At 73.7% G+C, this 16952-nt stretch carries 16 protein-coding genes; 9 read left to right on the top strand and 7 right to left on the bottom strand.

Translation table 11 applies throughout. The features are described from left to right. Positions 1–29 precede the first annotated feature (29 nt). A complete protein-coding gene (locus KDN32_RS11495; RefSeq protein ID WP_211732166.1) occupies positions 30–1763 on the bottom strand; it encodes a sensor histidine kinase in 1734 nt (577 codons plus the stop codon). A 95-nt stretch (positions 1764–1858) separates the two neighbouring features. Here KDN32_RS11495 and KDN32_RS11500 point away from each other — a divergent pair, with 95 nt between their 5' ends. From KDN32_RS11500 to KDN32_RS11510, 3 genes are all read left to right on the top strand, one after another. Further along, entirely contained in the window at positions 1859–2437 is a 579-nt protein-coding gene (locus tag KDN32_RS11500; RefSeq protein ID WP_211732168.1) for a DUF1349 domain-containing protein, read from the top strand. 49 nt (positions 2438–2486) lie between these two features. Next, entirely contained in the window at positions 2487–3074 is a 588-nt protein-coding gene (gene wrbA, locus KDN32_RS11505; RefSeq protein WP_211732170.1) for an NAD(P)H:quinone oxidoreductase, read from the top strand. 125 nt (positions 3075–3199) lie between these two features. Beyond that, positions 3200–3616, top strand: coding sequence for a BLUF domain-containing protein (locus tag KDN32_RS11510; protein WP_211732172.1), 417 nt, complete (start codon positions 3200–3202; stop codon positions 3614–3616). A 120-nt stretch (positions 3617–3736) separates the two neighbouring features. Here the strand turns inward: KDN32_RS11510 and KDN32_RS11515 are convergent, their stop codons facing one another. Beyond that, positions 3737–4531: an SDR family NAD(P)-dependent oxidoreductase gene (locus tag KDN32_RS11515; protein WP_211732174.1), complete on the bottom strand. Its 795-nt coding sequence runs from the start codon at positions 4529–4531 to the stop codon at positions 3737–3739. Positions 4532–4589: 58 nt separating this feature from the next. Next, the gene (locus KDN32_RS23320) at positions 4590–5297 is read right to left on the bottom strand and encodes an HNH endonuclease family protein (protein WP_211732176.1); all 708 of its coding nucleotides are present in this window, start codon (positions 5295–5297) and stop codon (positions 4590–4592) included. 147 nt (positions 5298–5444) lie between these two features. Here KDN32_RS23320 and KDN32_RS11525 point away from each other — a divergent pair, with 147 nt between their 5' ends. Further along, a complete protein-coding gene (locus KDN32_RS11525) occupies positions 5445–7205 on the top strand; it encodes an MSCRAMM family protein (protein WP_211732178.1) in 1761 nt (586 codons plus the stop codon). A 61-nt stretch (positions 7206–7266) separates the two neighbouring features. On the opposite strand, the gene KDN32_RS11530 is transcribed toward KDN32_RS11525, so the two are convergent. Then, entirely contained in the window at positions 7267–7950 is a 684-nt protein-coding gene (locus tag KDN32_RS11530; protein WP_307853970.1) for a class E sortase, read from the bottom strand. Positions 7951–8004: 54 nt separating this feature from the next. Between KDN32_RS11530 and KDN32_RS11535 the strand changes: the two genes are divergently transcribed. Further along, complete coding sequence (locus KDN32_RS11535; protein WP_211732180.1) at positions 8005–9648, top strand: ABC-F family ATP-binding cassette domain-containing protein; 1644 nt, start codon at positions 8005–8007, stop codon at positions 9646–9648. A gap of 11 nt (positions 9649–9659) precedes the next feature. On the opposite strand, the gene KDN32_RS11540 is transcribed toward KDN32_RS11535, so the two are convergent. Further along, a complete protein-coding gene (locus KDN32_RS11540; protein ID WP_211732182.1) occupies positions 9660–10571 on the bottom strand; it encodes an SDR family NAD(P)-dependent oxidoreductase in 912 nt (303 codons plus the stop codon). Next, the gene (locus KDN32_RS11545; protein ID WP_211732184.1) at positions 10564–11445 is read right to left on the bottom strand and encodes an SDR family NAD(P)-dependent oxidoreductase; all 882 of its coding nucleotides are present in this window, start codon (positions 11443–11445) and stop codon (positions 10564–10566) included. The genes KDN32_RS11540 and KDN32_RS11545 overlap by 8 nt, the downstream gene beginning before the upstream one ends. Positions 11446–11759: 314 nt before the next feature. Between KDN32_RS11545 and KDN32_RS11550 the strand changes: the two genes are divergently transcribed. The 4 genes from KDN32_RS11550 to KDN32_RS11565 all read left to right on the top strand — a co-directional run bounded on the left by KDN32_RS11550 (position 11760) and on the right by KDN32_RS11565 (position 16560). Next, positions 11760–12785: a DUF2510 domain-containing protein gene (locus KDN32_RS11550; protein ID WP_211732186.1), complete on the top strand. Its 1026-nt coding sequence runs from the start codon at positions 11760–11762 to the stop codon at positions 12783–12785. 150 nt (positions 12786–12935) lie between these two features. Then, a complete protein-coding gene (locus tag KDN32_RS11555) occupies positions 12936–14294 on the top strand; it encodes an HNH endonuclease (RefSeq protein ID WP_211732188.1) in 1359 nt (452 codons plus the stop codon). Positions 14295–14366: 72 nt separating this feature from the next. Then, on the top strand, positions 14367–15566 hold the full coding sequence (locus KDN32_RS11560; RefSeq protein WP_211732190.1) for a thiolase family protein: 1200 nt from the start codon (positions 14367–14369) through the stop codon (positions 15564–15566). A gap of 166 nt (positions 15567–15732) precedes the next feature. After that, positions 15733–16560 (top strand): sigma-70 family RNA polymerase sigma factor, encoded by an 828-nt coding sequence (locus tag KDN32_RS11565; RefSeq protein ID WP_211732191.1) that lies wholly within the window; start codon positions 15733–15735, stop codon positions 16558–16560. Here the strand turns inward: KDN32_RS11565 and KDN32_RS11570 are convergent. After that, positions 16557–16946 carry a response regulator gene (locus KDN32_RS11570; RefSeq protein WP_211732193.1) on the bottom strand — a complete coding sequence of 130 codons (390 nt, stop codon included), beginning with the start codon at positions 16944–16946 and terminating at the stop codon, positions 16557–16559. The genes KDN32_RS11565 and KDN32_RS11570 overlap by 4 nt on opposite strands. Positions 16947–16952 lie beyond the last annotated feature (6 nt).

Consider the following 16952-nt stretch of genomic DNA (forward strand, 5'->3'; position numbering starts at 1 on the left):
CGCGGCCGTGGGGGTCAACTCAGGCGGCTTCACGGTGCGACGAGCGGCACCGTCCACGTCACCGTCGTGCCGGCGCCCGCCTCCGACTCCACCTGCAGGTCGCCGCCGTGCCGACGCGCACGGACCCGCATGTTCTCCAGCCCGCTGGCCGCGGCCCGCCGGTCCATGCCCCGCCCGTCGTCGGCGACCACCAGCACCACGTTGCCGTCGACCGCCGAGAGCACGACGTCGACCGCGGAGGCGTGGGCGTGCCGGGCCACGTTGGTCAGGGCCTCCCCCAGCACGGCGAGCAGGTCAGGCACGACCTCGTGCGGGACGGTGCTGCGCACCGGTCCCACGAGCCGCAGCTTGGGGTTGAGCTTCATGACCGCCCCCGCTCGCTCGACCAGCGTCTCCACCTCGGTCTGGAGGTTGGCGTCCGCGCCGAGCGACCCCAGCGCGAAGATCGTGCGACGGATGTCCTTGATGGTGTCGTCCAGCTCGTCGATCGCATCGGTGAGGCGTCCGCGGACCCGGTCGTCGAGGTCGGGCTGCTTGGCGGTGGCCTGCAGCCCCATCCCCACGGCGAACAGCCGCTGGATGACGAGGTCGTGCAGGTCGCGGGCGATCCGGTCGCGGTCCTCGTAGAGGACCAGCCGCTGCCGGTCCTCCCTGCTCCGCGCCAGCTGGAGGGCGAGCGCCGCCTGCTCGGCGAAGCTCGCGGGCAGGTCGGGGTCGACCCGGTGGAACCCGTCGGCGTGCTCCGGCGTCCAGGCCAGCGACAGCACCCCCTCGGCCTGGGTGCCCGACATGAGCGGCAGGACGATGACGGGGCCGAGCTGGGGCCACCCGGCGATCGAGGACGGGTCGACGGCACGCGGGTCGGTGCCGAGGTCGAGCACCGTCACCGGCTCGCCGGAGTCGATCACGAGGCTCGCCAGCGAGCTCCGCATGGGCAGCGCCTGCATCGCCTCGAGGTCGACCGGCGCCCCCGAGACCACCTCCAGGCGCAGCTCTCCGGCCGTGGAGCCGGTCACCACCCACGCGACGTCGGCGCGGGCGAGCGACCGTGCCCGGTCGGCCACGACCTGCAGCGCCTCTCCGACCGGGGTGTCGGCACTCAGCAGGGCGGCGATCTCAGCCGTCGCGGCCAGCCAGGCGCGCCGCCCCTCGGCCTCCTCGTAGAGCGTCGCGTTCTCGATCGCGACACCGGCGGCCGCCGCCAGCGCGACGGCGATCGCCTCGTCGGTCCCGGTGAAGTCGCCGCCGCCCGTCTTCTCGGTCAGGTAGAGGTTGCCGAAGACCCGGTCCCGGGTCCGCACCGGCACGCCCAGGAACGACGACATCGGCGGGTGCTCGTCGGGGAAGCCGTAGGACGCCGGGTGCGACGCGATGTCCTCCAGCCGGATCGGTCGCGGGTCCTCGATGAGCAGCCCGAGCAGCCCGTGCCCGGTCGGGAGCGCGCCGATCCGGGCGACCACCTCGTCGCTCATCCCGTGGTGGATGAACGTCCGCAGGCTGCGGTCCGGCCCCTCGGTCAGGACCCCCAGCGCGGCGTACCGCGCGCCGAGCAGGTTGCTTGCGGCGCTCACGATGCGCGACAGCACGGCGTCCAGCGACAGCTCCGAGCTGACCGCGACGACGGCGTCGAGCAGGTGCCGCAACCGTTCGCTCTCGTCCAGCACGCCCTCCACGCGGCTCAGCACCTCGCGCAGCAGCCGGTCGAAGTCGACCGTCTCCAGCGACGGCTCGCCCGACCCGCGCTCCGCTCCGTCCTCGCTCATCCACCCACCCGCTTCCTCCCCCTGGACGCGATGGAACGACGCTAGCGCCAACCCGTGCGGCGGTGGAAGGGTTTCCACGAGGCTAGGCTCGCCTCGTGGACGCGACGGACTGGACCGCCGGCTCGCGGTGGCTCCACGAGCCGACCTGGCGGGTGCCGGACGACGAGCTGGTGGTCGACGCCGCGAAGGGCAGCGACCTGTGGCGGCACACCAGCTACGGGTTCGTGCGCGACAGCGCCCACGCGCTGCTGCAGCCGATCGCCGCGGGGCAGGCGTTCGAGGTCGACGTCCACGCCTCGATGTCCGAGCAGTTCGACCAGGCGGGCGTCCTGCTCCGCGTCGACGAGGAGCGATGGCTCAAGGCGGGCCTCGAGCTCGCCGACGGCCGCCTCGGGCTCGGCGTGGTGATGACCGACGGCCGGTCCGACTGGTCCACCGCGCCGGTCGACGACTGGGCCGGCACGTGGGTCCGGATCCGGGTGAGCGTCGCGGACGACAGCGTGACCGTCCGTGCCCGGCCCGACCGCGGGGCGTGGCAGCTGGTGCGGCTGGTCCCCTTCGACGGCTCGCGCGCTGCGACGGCCGGCCCCTACTGCGCCGCCCCGAGCCGGTCAGGGTGGACCGCCCGCTTCCGTCGACCGGCCCTGACGGGCGCCGACACCGGCCTGCACTGAGCACCCGTAGGGGCGTGTGGCCCGCGCCACACGCCCGTACCGTCGAGGGATGACCAAGCTCTCGATCATCTACTACTCCAGCTACGGCACCGCCCACGAGATGGCGTCGCGCCTCGCCTCGACAGCGGAGTCGCAGGGCGCCGAGGTGCGGCTGCGCCGGGTCCGCGAGACGGCTCCCGACGAGGTGGTGCAGGCCGTCGACGGCTGGGCCGCCCACGCCGCGTCGGTCGCGGACCAGCCCGTCGCCGAGCCCGCGGACCTCGCCTGGGCGGACGCGGTGATCATGGGGTCGGGCACGCGCTACGGCCACGTCACCAGCCAGCTCCAGGCCTTCATCGACACCCTCGGCCCGCTCTGGCAGGAGGGCCGGCTGGCCGACAAGGTCTACGCGGCGTTCACCTCCAGCCAGACGCTCCACGGCGGCCAGGAGTCGACCATCCTCGCGATGCTCACGACGTTCTGCCACTTCGGCGGCATCATCGTGCCGCCGGGCTACACCGACCAGACCAAGTTCAACGACGGCAACCCCTACGGCGTCGGCGTGGTCACCGGTGCGGGCGGCGTGGACGACACCGCGAACACCGCGCTCGACCACCTGGTCACCCGCGTGCTGACCATCGCCCAGCGCCTCTCCTGACCTGGGACGGCGGCCGGGCCGGAGCGGATGTAGGCCTGCCTTTACCGACCTGAGGGATTGGCCGCGCCGCTTCGGGGTACGTGCACCGGTTGGCGGACCGTCCGCCGACCACCGTCTGGAGACCCGTGCTCTCACTCACCTACCTCAGCTCGGCCGTCGACCTGCTGTCCCGGGACGACCTCGCACGACTGCTCACCCACGCTCGGGCCAACAACGAGCGGCTCGGCATCACCGGGATGATGCTCTACTCCGACGGCAGCTTCATCCAGACGCTGGAAGGCCCGGCCGACCACGTCGACGCCCTGTTCACCCTGATCGACGCCGACCCGCGTCACCACCAGGTCTTCATCGTGCGCCGCGAGCAGATCGACGAGCGCCACTTCCCCGCGTGGCGGATGGACTACCGCGAGATCTCGGAGGAGGAGGCGTCGGGCCTGCCCGGCTTCACCGACTACCTCCACACCGGCGTCATCGAGGGCGAGGAGCGCCGTCGGCACGCCGCGTGGACCTTCCACCGGGCCTTCCGCGACACGCTGACCTGAGGGCTTCTCGCAGCACCGCGGCACCGTCAGCGTCGCCGCCGAACCCGGCCGGGGCACCACCGTCACCCTCAGGCTCCCCGGCGCCGCCACCACCAGCGCACGTGGCCCGGTCACCGTCGTTCAGAGCGTGGCGACCGAACCGGCGTCCACGCGGTAGGTCGCGCCGTTGACGAAGCTCGCCCGCTCGGAGCACAGGAACGCGATGACGGCGGCGACCTCCTCCGGCTCGCCGCGGCGGCCGAGCTCCATGAAGGGACGCTCCTCCTCGAGGAACGACGCGATCGCCTCGTCGCGGGTGGTGCCCTGCTCCTCGGCGCGCTGGTCCATCATCGCGTCGGTCATCGGCGTGCTGATGAAGGCCGGTGCGACGCTGTTGACCAGCAGGCCCTCCGACGCGTAGGTCCTCGACAGTCCCTTGGCGAAGGCGAGCAGGCCGGCCTTGGCCGCGCAGTAGGGCAGCTCGTCGTCGTAGGGCTGGACCGCGTCCTCGGAGCTGAGGAAGACCATCCGGCCCCAGCCGCGCCGCAGGTCGGGCAGGAACACCCGCGTCACCCGCACCGCCGACATCAGGTTCGTCTCCAGCACCTCGACGAAGTCGTCGTCACCGAGCTCGTGGAAGGGACCGGTGGGCCCGGTCACGCCGGCCCCGTGCACCAGGACGTCGATGGCGCCGACCGCGTCGCGCACCTCGCTCCCGAGCCGGTCGGCGGCACCGTCCTCGGCGAGGTCCGCCACGACCGTGTGAACCGTCGCGTCGTCCGGCAGGGACCCCCGCGCCTCCTCGAGCGCCTCGCCGTCGGTGTCCGTGAGCACCACCCGCACTCCCTCGGCGACCAGCGCCGCCGCGGTCGCGCGACCGATGCCGCCCGCGCCGCCCGTGAGGAGTGCCGTCCTGCCTGCGATGCCGAGGTCCATGGCACGACACCACCACCCCGGAGCGGGCGCACCCCACCCCCGCAGGGGTTGGACCGCCTCAGCAGCGCTCGAGCATCTCCTCCAGCGCCCGCACCTCGCTGGCGTCGGCGGCCAGGTCGTAGCGGCTCTTGACCGTCACCCACCGCACGGCGTACGCGCACTGGTAGCCCTTCCTCGGCCGCCATGCGGCCGGGTCGTCGTCACCCTTGCCCGCGTTGGTCGGGCCGTCGACGGCGAGCAGGTTGCGCAGGTCGTTGGCGAACGTGCGCCGGCGCTCGTCGTCCCAGTCGTCCGCCCCCGACGCCCACGCCTCCGAGAGCGGCACGACGTGGTCGATCTGGATCGCCTGCGCCTGCGCGAGGTCCTTGAGGTCGTCGAAGGCCAGCATCGCGCCGGTGTAGGGGTCGCGCCACGACCCGGCGAGCACGTCGTGGTCGCACGCCCCCTGCACCGCGGTCGTCACGGTCCCGGGCAGCGCGTCGCGCAGCAGGACGTCGTCGCGCTGGTTGCAGCCGTTGCCGTCGGTGTCGGCCCACGCCGATCCGAACGCGTCCCGGTCGTAGGTGTCCGGACGGGTCCGCTCGGTGACACGGAGCCGGGTCAGCAGCCGCCGACCCTCCTCACGCGCCTGCGGGCCGGACGTCGCCGACGGCGGCCCGGGCGTGGGCGCCTCGTCGCCGGGACCGTCCATCGGGCCCAGCCCCGCGCACCCGCCGAGTCCGAGCACCGCACCCGCGACCACTGCCGCCACCCCACGCCCCCGCACCGGGAGATCATCGCCGAGCGCGCGTCCCGGCCCCTGATCGGGGTCTGTCGGCGAGGAGTGGTCGGCGGCTAGCCTGCCCGTGCGACGGACGGGGCCTCGGGAGCGCCCCGCGGGGCGGAGGCGACGGACTCCCGCGCGCCGGTCCAGGTGGCGGGAGGCTCCTCGGCCGTCCTCGGCGGCGGCACCCCTCCGGGCGCGAAGTACGGCACGAGCGCCGGCAATGCGTACCTCGTGCTGCGCCCCCGAGCGGACGCGCCCACCTCCCCCTCGACGACGACGTACACCTTCGACGCCCCCACCCCCGACACCGGCTGGGCCTTCGTCCTCGGCGACATCGACGCCGACCGAGTCCGCGTCACGGCCACGGACGAGGCGGGGTCGGCCGTCCCTGCCACCGAGGTCGGCTCGTGGTTCCGCGGGAGCTTCAACTACGCCGGCGGTGCTGACCTGCCGGCCTGGGACACCGCGACGTCGACGCTGACCGGCAATGCCGGAGCGGTCGACACCGACGGCGCGAGCGGGTGGTTCGAGCCCGACGTCCCGATCACCAGCCTCACCCTGACCTTCACCCGTCGCGCGAGCTTCCCGGTCTACCAGACGTGGTTCGTCAGCCGGGCCCGTCCGATCGGAGGCGCCGTGACCGACATGTCGACCACCGGGGCGTGCCCTCCCGGCGGCGCCGACCTCGAGCTGCTCTCCCCGACGGGCACCGTGCTCGCACGGACCACCCCCGCCCCCGACGGCACCTACGACTTCGGCGAGCTCGCCACGCAGGTCGGCTACGTCGTACGCCTCGACGTCCCCGACGGCTGCGTCGTCCTCGGGCCGGCGGAGCAGGAGGTGTCGAACCGGGGCAACGACGGCGACGCGGCCAGCAGGGCGGACTTCGACGTCCGTGCGGTCGTCCCGCAGCCGGTCAGTGGCACCGTCCGCGACGACGCGGGCAACCCGGTCGCCGGTGTCGTGGTCACCCTCACCGGCCCGGGCGGCGCCGCCACGACCACCACCGGCGAGGACGGCACCTACCTCTTCGACGACAACGCGACCGGCACCGGCTACACCGTCGCGATCCAGGTGCCGACCGGTTACACCGCCGGGCCGGGCGGGGTCCAGATCGGCGGCATCGAGGTCGCGACGACCCCGGTCACCGGGCTCGACTTCACCCTCGTCGACCTGCCCGCCGTCAGCGGCGCCGTCACGGGTGGCGGCGCGGGTCTCGGCGGCGTGCAGGTGGTCCTCACCCCCGTCGGCGGGGGCCCCGCGCGCACGGCTGTCACGAGGGGCGACGGCACCTACGACGTCGACGACCTCCCGCCGGGCGACTACACCCTCGAGGTCGTCGCCCCCGAGGGGTGGATCGCGCCCGGCCCCCGCACCATCACCGTGCCCGCGGGCGGGCTCACCGGGCAGGACGCGGCGCTCACGCGTCCCGGCGCGCTCGGTGGAGCCGTCACGCTCGACGGCTCACCCGCACCCGGGGTCACCGTCACCGTCCAGGGACCGGGCGGCACCCGCACGCTCACCACCGACGCCGAGGGCCGCTACTTCCTGGACGACCTGCCCGCCGGGACGTGGACGATCACGGTGACCGCACCGGGCGGCACCGTCGTCGAGGGCACGGCGTCACGCACCGTGACGATCACGGCCGCGGGCGAGGTCCGCGGCGGCCAGGACTTCGCCCTCGTGACCGCGGCGCCGACGCCGACCACCTCGCCGACCACCTCGCCGACCCCCTCGCCGACCACCTCGCCGACCCCGACCACCTCCCCCACCACGTCACCGACGGCGACACCCACCGGCACACCCACCGACCCTCCGGGAGCCGGCGGCGGCGGTGCCGACGGCGGTTCCGGGACCTTCCTGACACCGGTGGTCCGCCCGCGTGGCTCGCGGCGGCATCGCTGCTGATGGTGACCGGCGGAGTCGCGCTGGTGGTGGCCGCGAGGCGACGCCGTAAGTCCTGAGCCGTTCAAGGCTCCGTGCGCTCGCGCGACACGAGGTGCCCGAACGCGACGAGGCGGTCGTCGGTGTGGAACAGCTCCGCGCACGTGGTCAGGGTGAGCAGGTGGTCCTCCCCCGGCCGGGGCCCCACCGACCCGACCGGGTTCGACGGCTCGGGGTCGAGCACCCAGGTCCCGGTGAAGGGCACCGTCAGGTCGGCGCCCCCGGTGTCGAGCACGTAGGTGTAGGTCCACGACCGCGTCTCCACCACGACCTCGTCGCCCGGCCGGAGGTCGGGCATGTCGCGCAGCGGCTCCCCGTGGGTCACCCGGTGGCCGGCCAGGGCGAAGTTGCCCCTCCCGCCCGGCGCCGCGCCGTCGGTGAAGCGCCCCAGGCCCGCGGTGAGGACGTCGTCGCCCGTGCCCTCCAGCAGCGGCACCGCGTGGTCGGCGCCGAACCGCGGGATGTGCACGATCGCCGACACGGTGCCGTGGTCGGTGTCCAGGGAGCCGGACGCGCGGTCTCCCCCGTCCTCGGCCCACGCCCGGCGGGCGTCCTCGACGAGCGCGCGCTGGGTCCGCCCGGACACCACGTTCGTCCCCCAGAGCTGCCACGCGACGTAGCCGCCGAGGACGAGCCCGGCGAGCACGAGCAGCACGCCGACGCGCCGCATCCACGCGCCGCGGACGTCGGCGGTGGCGGCGGTGGACACGTGACGAGTCTTCCACTGGCGCACGCTCGCTGTCCGGCCGATAGGCTCCGCGCCGTGCCAGCCACGCTCGTCGCCAAGGACCTGTCCGGCGGACACGGTCACCGCGTGCTCTTCGAGGGGCTCGACCTCACCGTCGCCCCGGGCGACGTGATCGGAGTCGTCGGGGCCAACGGGGCCGGCAAGTCCACGCTGCTCTCCCTCCTCGCCGGTGCGTCGGAGCCGATGGCGGGCACGGTCTCCTGCGCCCCGAGCGACGCGTTCGTCGGCCTGCTGCCGCAGGAGCACGAGCGGGTGCCGGGCGAGACGGTCGGCGCCTACGTCGCCCGCCGCACCGGCGCCGCCCGTGCGACGGCCGACATGGAGGCGGCCGCGGCCGGCCTCGGCTCCGGGGACCTCGGGGCCGACGACGCGTACGCCGTCGCGTTCGACCGCTGGATGGCAAGCGGCGCCGCCGACCTCGACGACCGGATCGCCCCGGTGCTCGACGACCTCGGCCTCGACGTCGGCGCCGACGCGCTGATGACGTCGCTGTCCGGCGGCCAGGCGGCCCGGGTGGCGCTCGCGGCGCTGCTGCTGAGCCGCTTCGACGTGGTCCTGCTCGACGAGCCCACCAACGACCTCGACCTCGACGGCCTCGCCCGCCTCGAGGCGTTCGTCCAGGGGCTGCGGGGCGGCGTCGTGCTGGTCTCGCACGACCGCGAGTTCCTCGCCCGGTGCGTCACCCGCGTCGTCGAGCTCGACCTCGCCCAGCACCAGGTGCACGTCCACGACGGCGGCTACGACTCGTTCCTCGAGGAGCGCGCGATCGCCCGGCGGCACGCACGGGAGGCCTACGAGCAGTACGCCGCGACCCGCGCCGACCTCGTCTCGCGCGCCCGCACGCAGCGCGAGTGGAGCTCGCAGGGCGTGCGCAACGCGATGCGCAAGAACCCCGACAACGACAAGATCCGCCGCAAGGCCGCCACCGAGTCGTCGGAGAAGCAGGCGCAGAAGGTGCGCCAGATGGAGTCACGGATCGCGCGGCTCGAGGAGGTCGAGGAGCCGCGCAAGGAGTGGGTGCTGCAGTTCGACATCGCCGCCGCACCCCGTTCGAGCTCCGTCGTCGCCACACTCAACGCCGCGACCGTCCACCTCGGCGACTTCGTCCTCGGGCCCGTGTCCCTCCAGGTCGACGCCGGCGACCGGATCGGCATCACCGGCCCCAACGGGGCCGGCAAGACCACCCTCCTCAGGCTGCTCCTCGGCGGCACCACCCCCGACGCAGGCTCGGCGTCGCTCGGCGCGTCGGTCGCCGTCGGCGTGATCGACCAGGCCCGCACCACGCTCGACGAGGCGCTGCCGCTCGGCGCCGCCTTCGAGTCCGCCGTCCCGGACCTCACCCAGGCCGAGGTCCGCACCCTGCTCGCGAAGTTCGGCCTGAAGGCCGACCAGGTCCTCAGCGAGGTGGGGCGCCTCTCCCCCGGCGAGCGCACCCGCGCCGCGATGGCCCTGCTCCAGGCCCGCGGGGTCAACCTGCTGGTCCTCGACGAGCCAACCAACCACCTCGACCTCCCCGCCATCGAGCAGCTCGAGCAGGCGCTCGCGTCCTACGACGGCGCGCTGCTGCTCGTCTCGCACGACCGGCGGCTGCTGGAGAACGTCGACCTCGACCAGCGCTGGGAGGTCGACGGCGGGCAGGTCGTGCTCCGGCACGTCTGAGCGCGACGCGGTCAGCGTCGACGCCGCACGCCCCACCACCGCCAGCCGCCGCGCTCGCCCTCGCGGTCCGCGCGCGGCGCCAGGACGTTGCCCGGGTCATCGGGGACGCGGGGCCCGCGCAGGACCACGCGGTCGACCAGCACCGGAGCGAGGACGTCGTAGACCCCGGGCAGCAGGCGAAACCCTGCCACCGCGAGCCGGTTCGCCGGACCGACGTGCACCATCCGCCGCGGACGGTCGAGGGCACGTACGCACGCCCGCGCGACCGCGTCCGGCGCCACGACCGGCGGGGGCGCGTGCCCGCGACGGCCCGCCCAGGTCCCGCCCTGCTCGTAGATCGGCGTGTCGATCGCCCCCGGCAGCACGAGGGTGACGTGGAGGTCGCGCTCGCGGCGGGTCTCGGCCTGCAGCGAGCGCACGAGGCCGAGCTGCCCCCACTTGGCGGTGCAGTAGGTCGACATCGACGGCACCGCGATCTCGGCCAGCAGCGACGACACCACGACCAGCGAGCCGCCGCCCGACCTGCGAAGCGCCGGCAGCGCCGCGCGCGCGAGCTCGAAGGTGCCCTGCACCGCGACCCGGGTGACCCGGTCGAAGGCCTCCGCATCGACCTGCTCCACGGTGCCGTAGGCCATGACCTGCGCGGAGGTGATCACGACGTCGACCCGCCCGAACCGGGCGAGCGTCGCGTCCACGGCACCCGCCGCCGAACCCGGCTCGGCCAGGTCGGTCACGAGGCCGACCGCGTCCGTCGCCCCCAGGTCGACGAGCTCGCGCGCCACGGCGTCGACCCGATCGGCCGCGCGGGCCGCGACCGCGACGCGCGCTCCCTCCGCGGCCAGCCGCCGCGCCGTGGCGAGCCCGATCCCCGACGTGCCGCCGACCACCAGCACCGCGCGTGCCGCCGCCTCCTGCTCAGCCATCGCGCACCTGCCCGGTCCGCGCACCCGAGTCGCGCCTGCGGTGCGACACCCGCTCGAAGACCGGGCCGACGAGGCGGTCCCACGCCCGCGGGGCGAGCACGAAGGCCGCGATCAGGGCGTGGTTGGCGACCGAGGTCTGCACTGTGCCCCGTCGGCGCTCCGCGGCGCGGACCACCACCCGGGCGACCGCCTCGGGCGAGAGGACCGGCGGCGGGGGGACGTTGACCGCGCCGGCGTCGTCGAGCGCCTCGTCGTAGATCTCGGTGTCCACGCTGCCGGGCGAGACGTGCACGATGCGCACCCCGGGGACGTCGAGGTTCTCGATCCGCAGCTGGCGGGCGAGTGCCCGCACGCCCCACTTCGACACGACGTACGGCGTCATCCCCGGCACTGCGACGTGCCCGAGCAGCGACCCGACGAGCACCAGGGTGCCGCGACCCTGCTCGCGCAGCAGCGGCACGACATGGCGCGCCACGGCCATCGCGCCCAGCAGGTTGGTGTCCACGACCTGCCGAGCATGGTCGGCGTCCGCGTCCTCGGTCCGACCGTAGGTCACGATGCCCGCGCAGTGGACGACGCGGTCCACCCGGCCGTGCCGGTCACGCGCGTCTCGCACTGCGGCGGCGACGTCGTCGTCGACCGTGACGTCGCACGCACTCACCCAGGCCGACGCCGCGCCCGCGGAGCGGCAGTCCGCGGCGGCCTCCTCGAGGTCGTCGACGCGGCGGGCGAGCAGGCCGACGTGGTCACCGCGACGCGCGAGCGCCAGCGCGGTGGCGCGACCGATGCCGCTCGAGGCGCCGACCACCAGCGTCACGTCGCCGTGCGTGCGCGCCCCCGGATCCTGCACCCGCACACCTCCCGACGTCGTCACGATCGACGCTACCGACCGGGCCGTGGCGCCGGGCCACCTGTGGGGATGGCCCGTGACCGTCAGGGTCGGCCCGGAGGTGCTGGTCATCAAGCGGTACCACGGCGGCGTCCACCACGCGGTCCTGCTGGGTGGGAGTGTCGAGTGGACTCTGTCGAGCGCATCAAGCGCTTCTTCGGTCGCTGCGGCGCATCGTCCGCTGACCGACTAGCGAGGGCACTCGTCGACTCAGACGATTACTCAATCAGCGAGATCGTGCTGCTCACAGCGCAAGCTTTCCCTGACGAACTGTCCACTGCGGTCTTAACCTTCCGTGCATGGGTTGGTTCAGCCGTAACAAGCCGTCAACTGCACCTGCGAGTCCCAAGCCGGACTGGTACCTCGACCCGGCTGGGTCGGGACAGCTTCGCTTCTGGGACGGTGCCGTCTGGACAGACCACTACGCTCCGACGCCCGAACGACAGGAGCCGATAGCAAGCGCCCCCTCGGCTCGCCAATCGGCGCGTGGAGTCTCACGGCCATTCGGCAAACCTCTCTCGCCATGGTCCGAGAAGCTCGCCTACCAGGAGATTGTCGGGGAGTCATTCCACCAGGAAGCGTTCAGAGCGATCGCCGCTGAGTACGGCCAGCGCAGCGTGCCAGACCATGGCTACGAGGTCCCAGAAGCCGTTGCGGCGATCGTCGCTGACCCGGACAACAAGTTCGACCCCAATGCCATTGCCGTGTGGGTAGGCGGAAGGCACCTCGTTGGGCACCTTCCACGGAACGTCGCAGCCGAGTACGCACCCAAGCTCGAGACACTCGAGAGTGGCTCCTATCTTCAGGTGCCGGCTCGAGTCTGGATCGGACGGGACGACTGGGACCGAGAGACGGGCGAACCACGACAGGGCGGTGTTCGAGGCAGCGTCAGCGTTCGACTGCCCGAATCCGCCGGTATCACCCCGTTCAATGACCTCCCCGACGAACCACACAGTGTGTTGCCCTGGGGCCGAGCCATCCAGATCACCGGCGAGGAACTCCACATGGACGTGTTGCGCACCTTTGCGCTCGGAACCGACCCCCGCCACGTGGCAGCCACACTTCACGTCGTCGACGAGGCCCGAAAGGCCGGAGCAGCCGTACGGCTCGTGGAAGTCCGCCTCGACGGCCAACGCGTTGGCGTGATGAGCAAAGCCATCAGCGAGCAAGTACAGGACCTCGTCGCGTTCGTCGCCAGCAAGGACCGGCTGCCCGTCGCACGGGCCATCGTCAAAGGGTCGGACCTGCGCGCGGATGTCACCGTGCACGTCGCGCGGACGAGCGAGGTCCCGCACAAGTGGCTCGACAGGGTCGAGGACGCATGACGAGAGCTGAGCGCAGCATGCCGGTGGACGCTCAGCTCGACGCACGACAGCAATCGGGGCCGACTGCATCTGTCACACCTGCAAGAGAACAGGTATCAGCCTGCGCAGACAATCGAGCCACTGTCGGACCCCTCCCCTAGCATCGAACACATGATCGAGGTAAGAGACGACGGGCGGGCACCAAAGGTGGCGACGCTGCCCGCGGCCGCCGACGTCACGACCTGGATCGCCGGGCTGCAGGGTGAGGCGCGCGAGCTGACCGACGCCCAGCGCATCGACCTCCTGCGCGCGCTCGAGCAGCTCACCTGCGCCGCGGCGGGAGCGCAAGCGGTGCTCGCTGCCGACCTCGACGCGTCGATGCGAGCCGCCGCGGCCGCGGCCGGGGTCGCCCCGGATCGGCAGGGTCGCGGGATCGCCGCCCAGGTCGCCCTCGCCCGCCGCGAGTCACCGCACCGCGGCTCACGCCACCTCAGCCTGGCGAAGGTGCTGCGCGACGAGATGCCGTTCACGCTGCGCGCGCTGCGCGAGGGCCGCATCACCGAGTGGAAGGCGACCCTCGTGGCGCGCGAGACGGCGTGCCTCGATCGCGACCACCGGCGCCTGGTCGACGCCGAGCTCGGAAGCGACCCCGACGCCCTCGAGGCCATGGGTGAGCGCGAGCTCGCCGGGCGTGTCCGCGCGCGGGCGTGCGCCCTCGACCCGGCGTCGGTCGCCGACAGGCGGCGCCGCGCGGAGTCCGAGCGCTACACCAGCCTGCGGCCCGCGCCCGACACGATGGCCTGGTTCGGCGCGCTGCTCCCCGTGAAGGACGGCGTCGCGGTCCACGCCGTGCTCCAGCGCGAGGCCGACCGGCTGCGCGCTGCCGGCGACCCCCGCAGCCGCGGCCAGCTCATGGCCGACATCCTCGTCCAGCGCATCGTCGCGCCCCACGTCGCCGCCGTCGCCGACGGCACCGAGCTCCCGATCGTCATCAACCTGGTCGTCTCCGACAGCGTCCTGCTCGGCGACGACCCCGGGGGCGGTCACGTCGAGGGCTACGGCGACGTCCCCGGCGACCTCCTGCGCGAGTGGATCGCCGACCACCTCGACGACGACGTCGACGTGTGGCTGCGTCGCCTCTACGCCTGCCCCGCGACCGGCGAGCTGGTCGCCATGGACTCCCGGGCACGCCTCTTCAGCCGCAGGCTCGCGCAGTTCCTGCGCCTGCGCGACCAGACCTGCCGCACGCCGTGGTGCGACGCACCGATCCGGCACCTCGACCACGCAGAGGACAGCGCCGCCGGCGGTCCGACCTCGGCCCGCAACGGCCAGGGCCTCTGCCAGGCGTGCAACCACGCCAAGCAGGCCATCGGCTGGACCGCTCGTCCACGCCCAGGCCCCCGCCACACCGTCGAGACGACCACCCCGACCGGTCACCGCCACGCGTCCACCGCGCCGCCCGCCGGCCCGATCAGGTCGCCGAGGATCCACGTCGACCTCATCTGGGAGCCGGTGCTCGAGGCAGCGTGACCAGCCGGGCCCCACCACCCTCTACTGTGGCGCCGACCTCGCGAAGGCACACGACCACAAGGACCACGACCGATGACGAGCACGCCCCCGGCCCACCTCTACGCCGCGGTCCGCACGCCGTTCGGACGCTTCGGGGGCGCGCTGGCCCGGTCGCGTCCCGACGACCTGGCCGCGAGGGTCCTGCGCGAGGCGCTCGCCCGGACCGGGCTCGAGGGCGCCGAGGTGGACGAGGTGGTGCTCGGCAACGCCAACGGCGCCGGCGAGGACAACCGCAACGTCGCCCGCATGGCCGCCCTGCTCGCCGGCCTCCCCGTCTCGGTGCCCGGTACGTCGGTCAACCGCCTGTGCGGCTCCTCGCTCGACGCGGCGATGATCGGTTCACGGTCGATCGAGACCGGCGACGCCGACATCGTCCTGACCGGCGGCGTGGAGTCCATGACCCGCGCACCGTGGGTGCTGCCCAAGCCCGAGCGCGCCTACCCGGCCGGCAACACCGAGCTGGTCTCCACCACGCTCGGCTGGCGGCTGGTCAACCCGCAGATGCCCGCCGAGTGGACCGTCTCGCTCGGCGAGGCCAACGAGCAGCTCCGCGACCTCCACGACGTCTCCCGCGACCGTCAGGACGCCTTCGCCCTCCGCTCCCACCGCCTCGCCCACCAGGCCTGGGAATCCGGGTTCTACGACGACCTCGTGGTCCCCGCGGAAGGTCTCGCCCGCGACGAGGGGATTCGACCCGACGCCACGGTCGAGTCGCTGGGCGCGCTGAAGCCGTCGTTCCGCCCCGACGGCACCATCACCGCCGGCAACGCCTCCCCGCTCAGCGACGGCGCCTCCGCCGTGCTGCTCGGTTCGGCCGCGGCCGCCGACCGGATCGGCCACGACCCCCTCGCCCGGATCGCCGGTCGCGGCACCCACGCCGTCGAGCCGCACCGCTTCGGCTACGCCCCGGTCGAGGCGGCCGAGAAGGCCCTCGCGCGCGCCGGCATCGGCTGGTCCGACGTCGGCGCCGTCGAGCTCAACGAGGCCTTCGCCGTCCAGTCCCTCGTCTGCGTCGACACCTGGCTCGCCCGGGGGCTCACCGACCCCGAGGTCGTCAACACCCGCGGCGGCGCCATCGCCCTCGGCCACCCCCTCGGCGCCTCCGGCGGACGCGTCCTCGGCACCCTCGCCGCTGCCATGCGCGCCGACCGCCACCGCTGGGGCCTCGCCGCCATCTGCATCGGCGTCGGCCAGGGACTTGCCGTCGTGCTGGAGAACGAGGACGCTGGCTGACGTGACGCCGCGCGCGACCGCGGCTGTCCAGCCTTCGTCCGACCTTCGTCCAAGGTTTGTCCAAGGTTTCGTTTTTCGGCTGTTCGCGCGATCAGCGCCGCTGGAAGGATCCTCCGTGGGTCCTCCCCGGGCCCGAGCACCATGTTCGCCGCCCGAAGGAGCACCCATGGCCACCGTGTCGGTCCTTACCCCGTGCGCCCCGCACCTCCGCGACGCACACCCGGCCGACGCCGCCGCCGGCTCCCGCGCCGAGCGCACCGCGCGGATCGTCGAGAACATGCGCACGGCCACGGACGAGGCGCGCCGAGGCCTGGTGCACGAGCTCATCGAGACCAACGCGCAGGTCGCGCGGTCCATGGCGTCGCGCTACCGCGACCGGGGCATCGACGTCGAGGACCTCGAGCAGGTCGCGCTGGTAGGGCTCACCAAGGCCGCGCAGCGCTTCGAGCCGGACGCCGGCCACGACTTCCTGTCCTACGCGGTCCCGACCGTCCGCGGCGAGCTCCGCCGCCACTTCCGCGACCTCGGCTGGGTGATCCGCGTACCGCGCCGCATCCAGGAGCTGCGGGCCAAGGTCCGAGCCGTGGAGCCGGTGCTCCACGCCCGCCTCGAGCGGACTCCGCGAGCCATCGACTACGCCGCCCACCTCGGCGCCGAGGTCGCCGACGTCGTCGAGGCGCTGTCGGCGGACTCCTGCTACCGCCCGACCTCGATCGACCACACGCCGGACGCGGGCTCGGCCAGCCTCGGCGACCTGCTGGGCACCGACGACCCCGAGCTCGCCGGCGCCGAGGCGCGGATGCTGCTCGGCACCGCCGTCAGCCGGCTCACCGACCGCGAGCGACTGGTCCTCGGCTGGCGCTTCGTCGACGACCGCACCCAGCAGGAGATCGGCGCCATGATCGGCCTCGACCAGGCCCAGGTGTCGCGGATCCTGCGCAAGGCGCTGGCGCGCCTGAGGCTCGACCTGGCCGACCTCGTGCCCGCAGCCTAGGGAGAGGACTGGGACCCGGAGGAGGTCGCGACCAGCCCGTCCACCCGCTCGCGCAGCTCGCCGAGCCGGAACGGCTTGGCCATGAACGAGGCGGCGCCGCACTCGGCGGCCCGCTGCCGCGTCGCGTCGTCGGTGAACGCGGTCACCACGAGCACCGGCAGCCCGGCCAGGTGGGGCAGCTGGCGAAGCCGCTGGCACAGCGTTCCCCCGTCCATGCCCGGCATGCTCCAGTCCAGGACGGCGAGGTCGAACGACCGGTCGCCGGCCAGCGCGAGCGCCCGCACCGGGTCGCCGACGTCGACCACCTCGTGACCGCCCCTGCGGACCTGCATCGCCACCAGCGCGCGGATGTCGTCGTCGTCGTCGACGACCAGCACCTGTGCCATCAGCCC

The organism is Nocardioides palaemonis (assembly GCF_018275325.1).
Classification (GTDB): Bacteria; Actinomycetota; Actinomycetes; order Propionibacteriales; family Nocardioidaceae; genus Nocardioides; species Nocardioides palaemonis.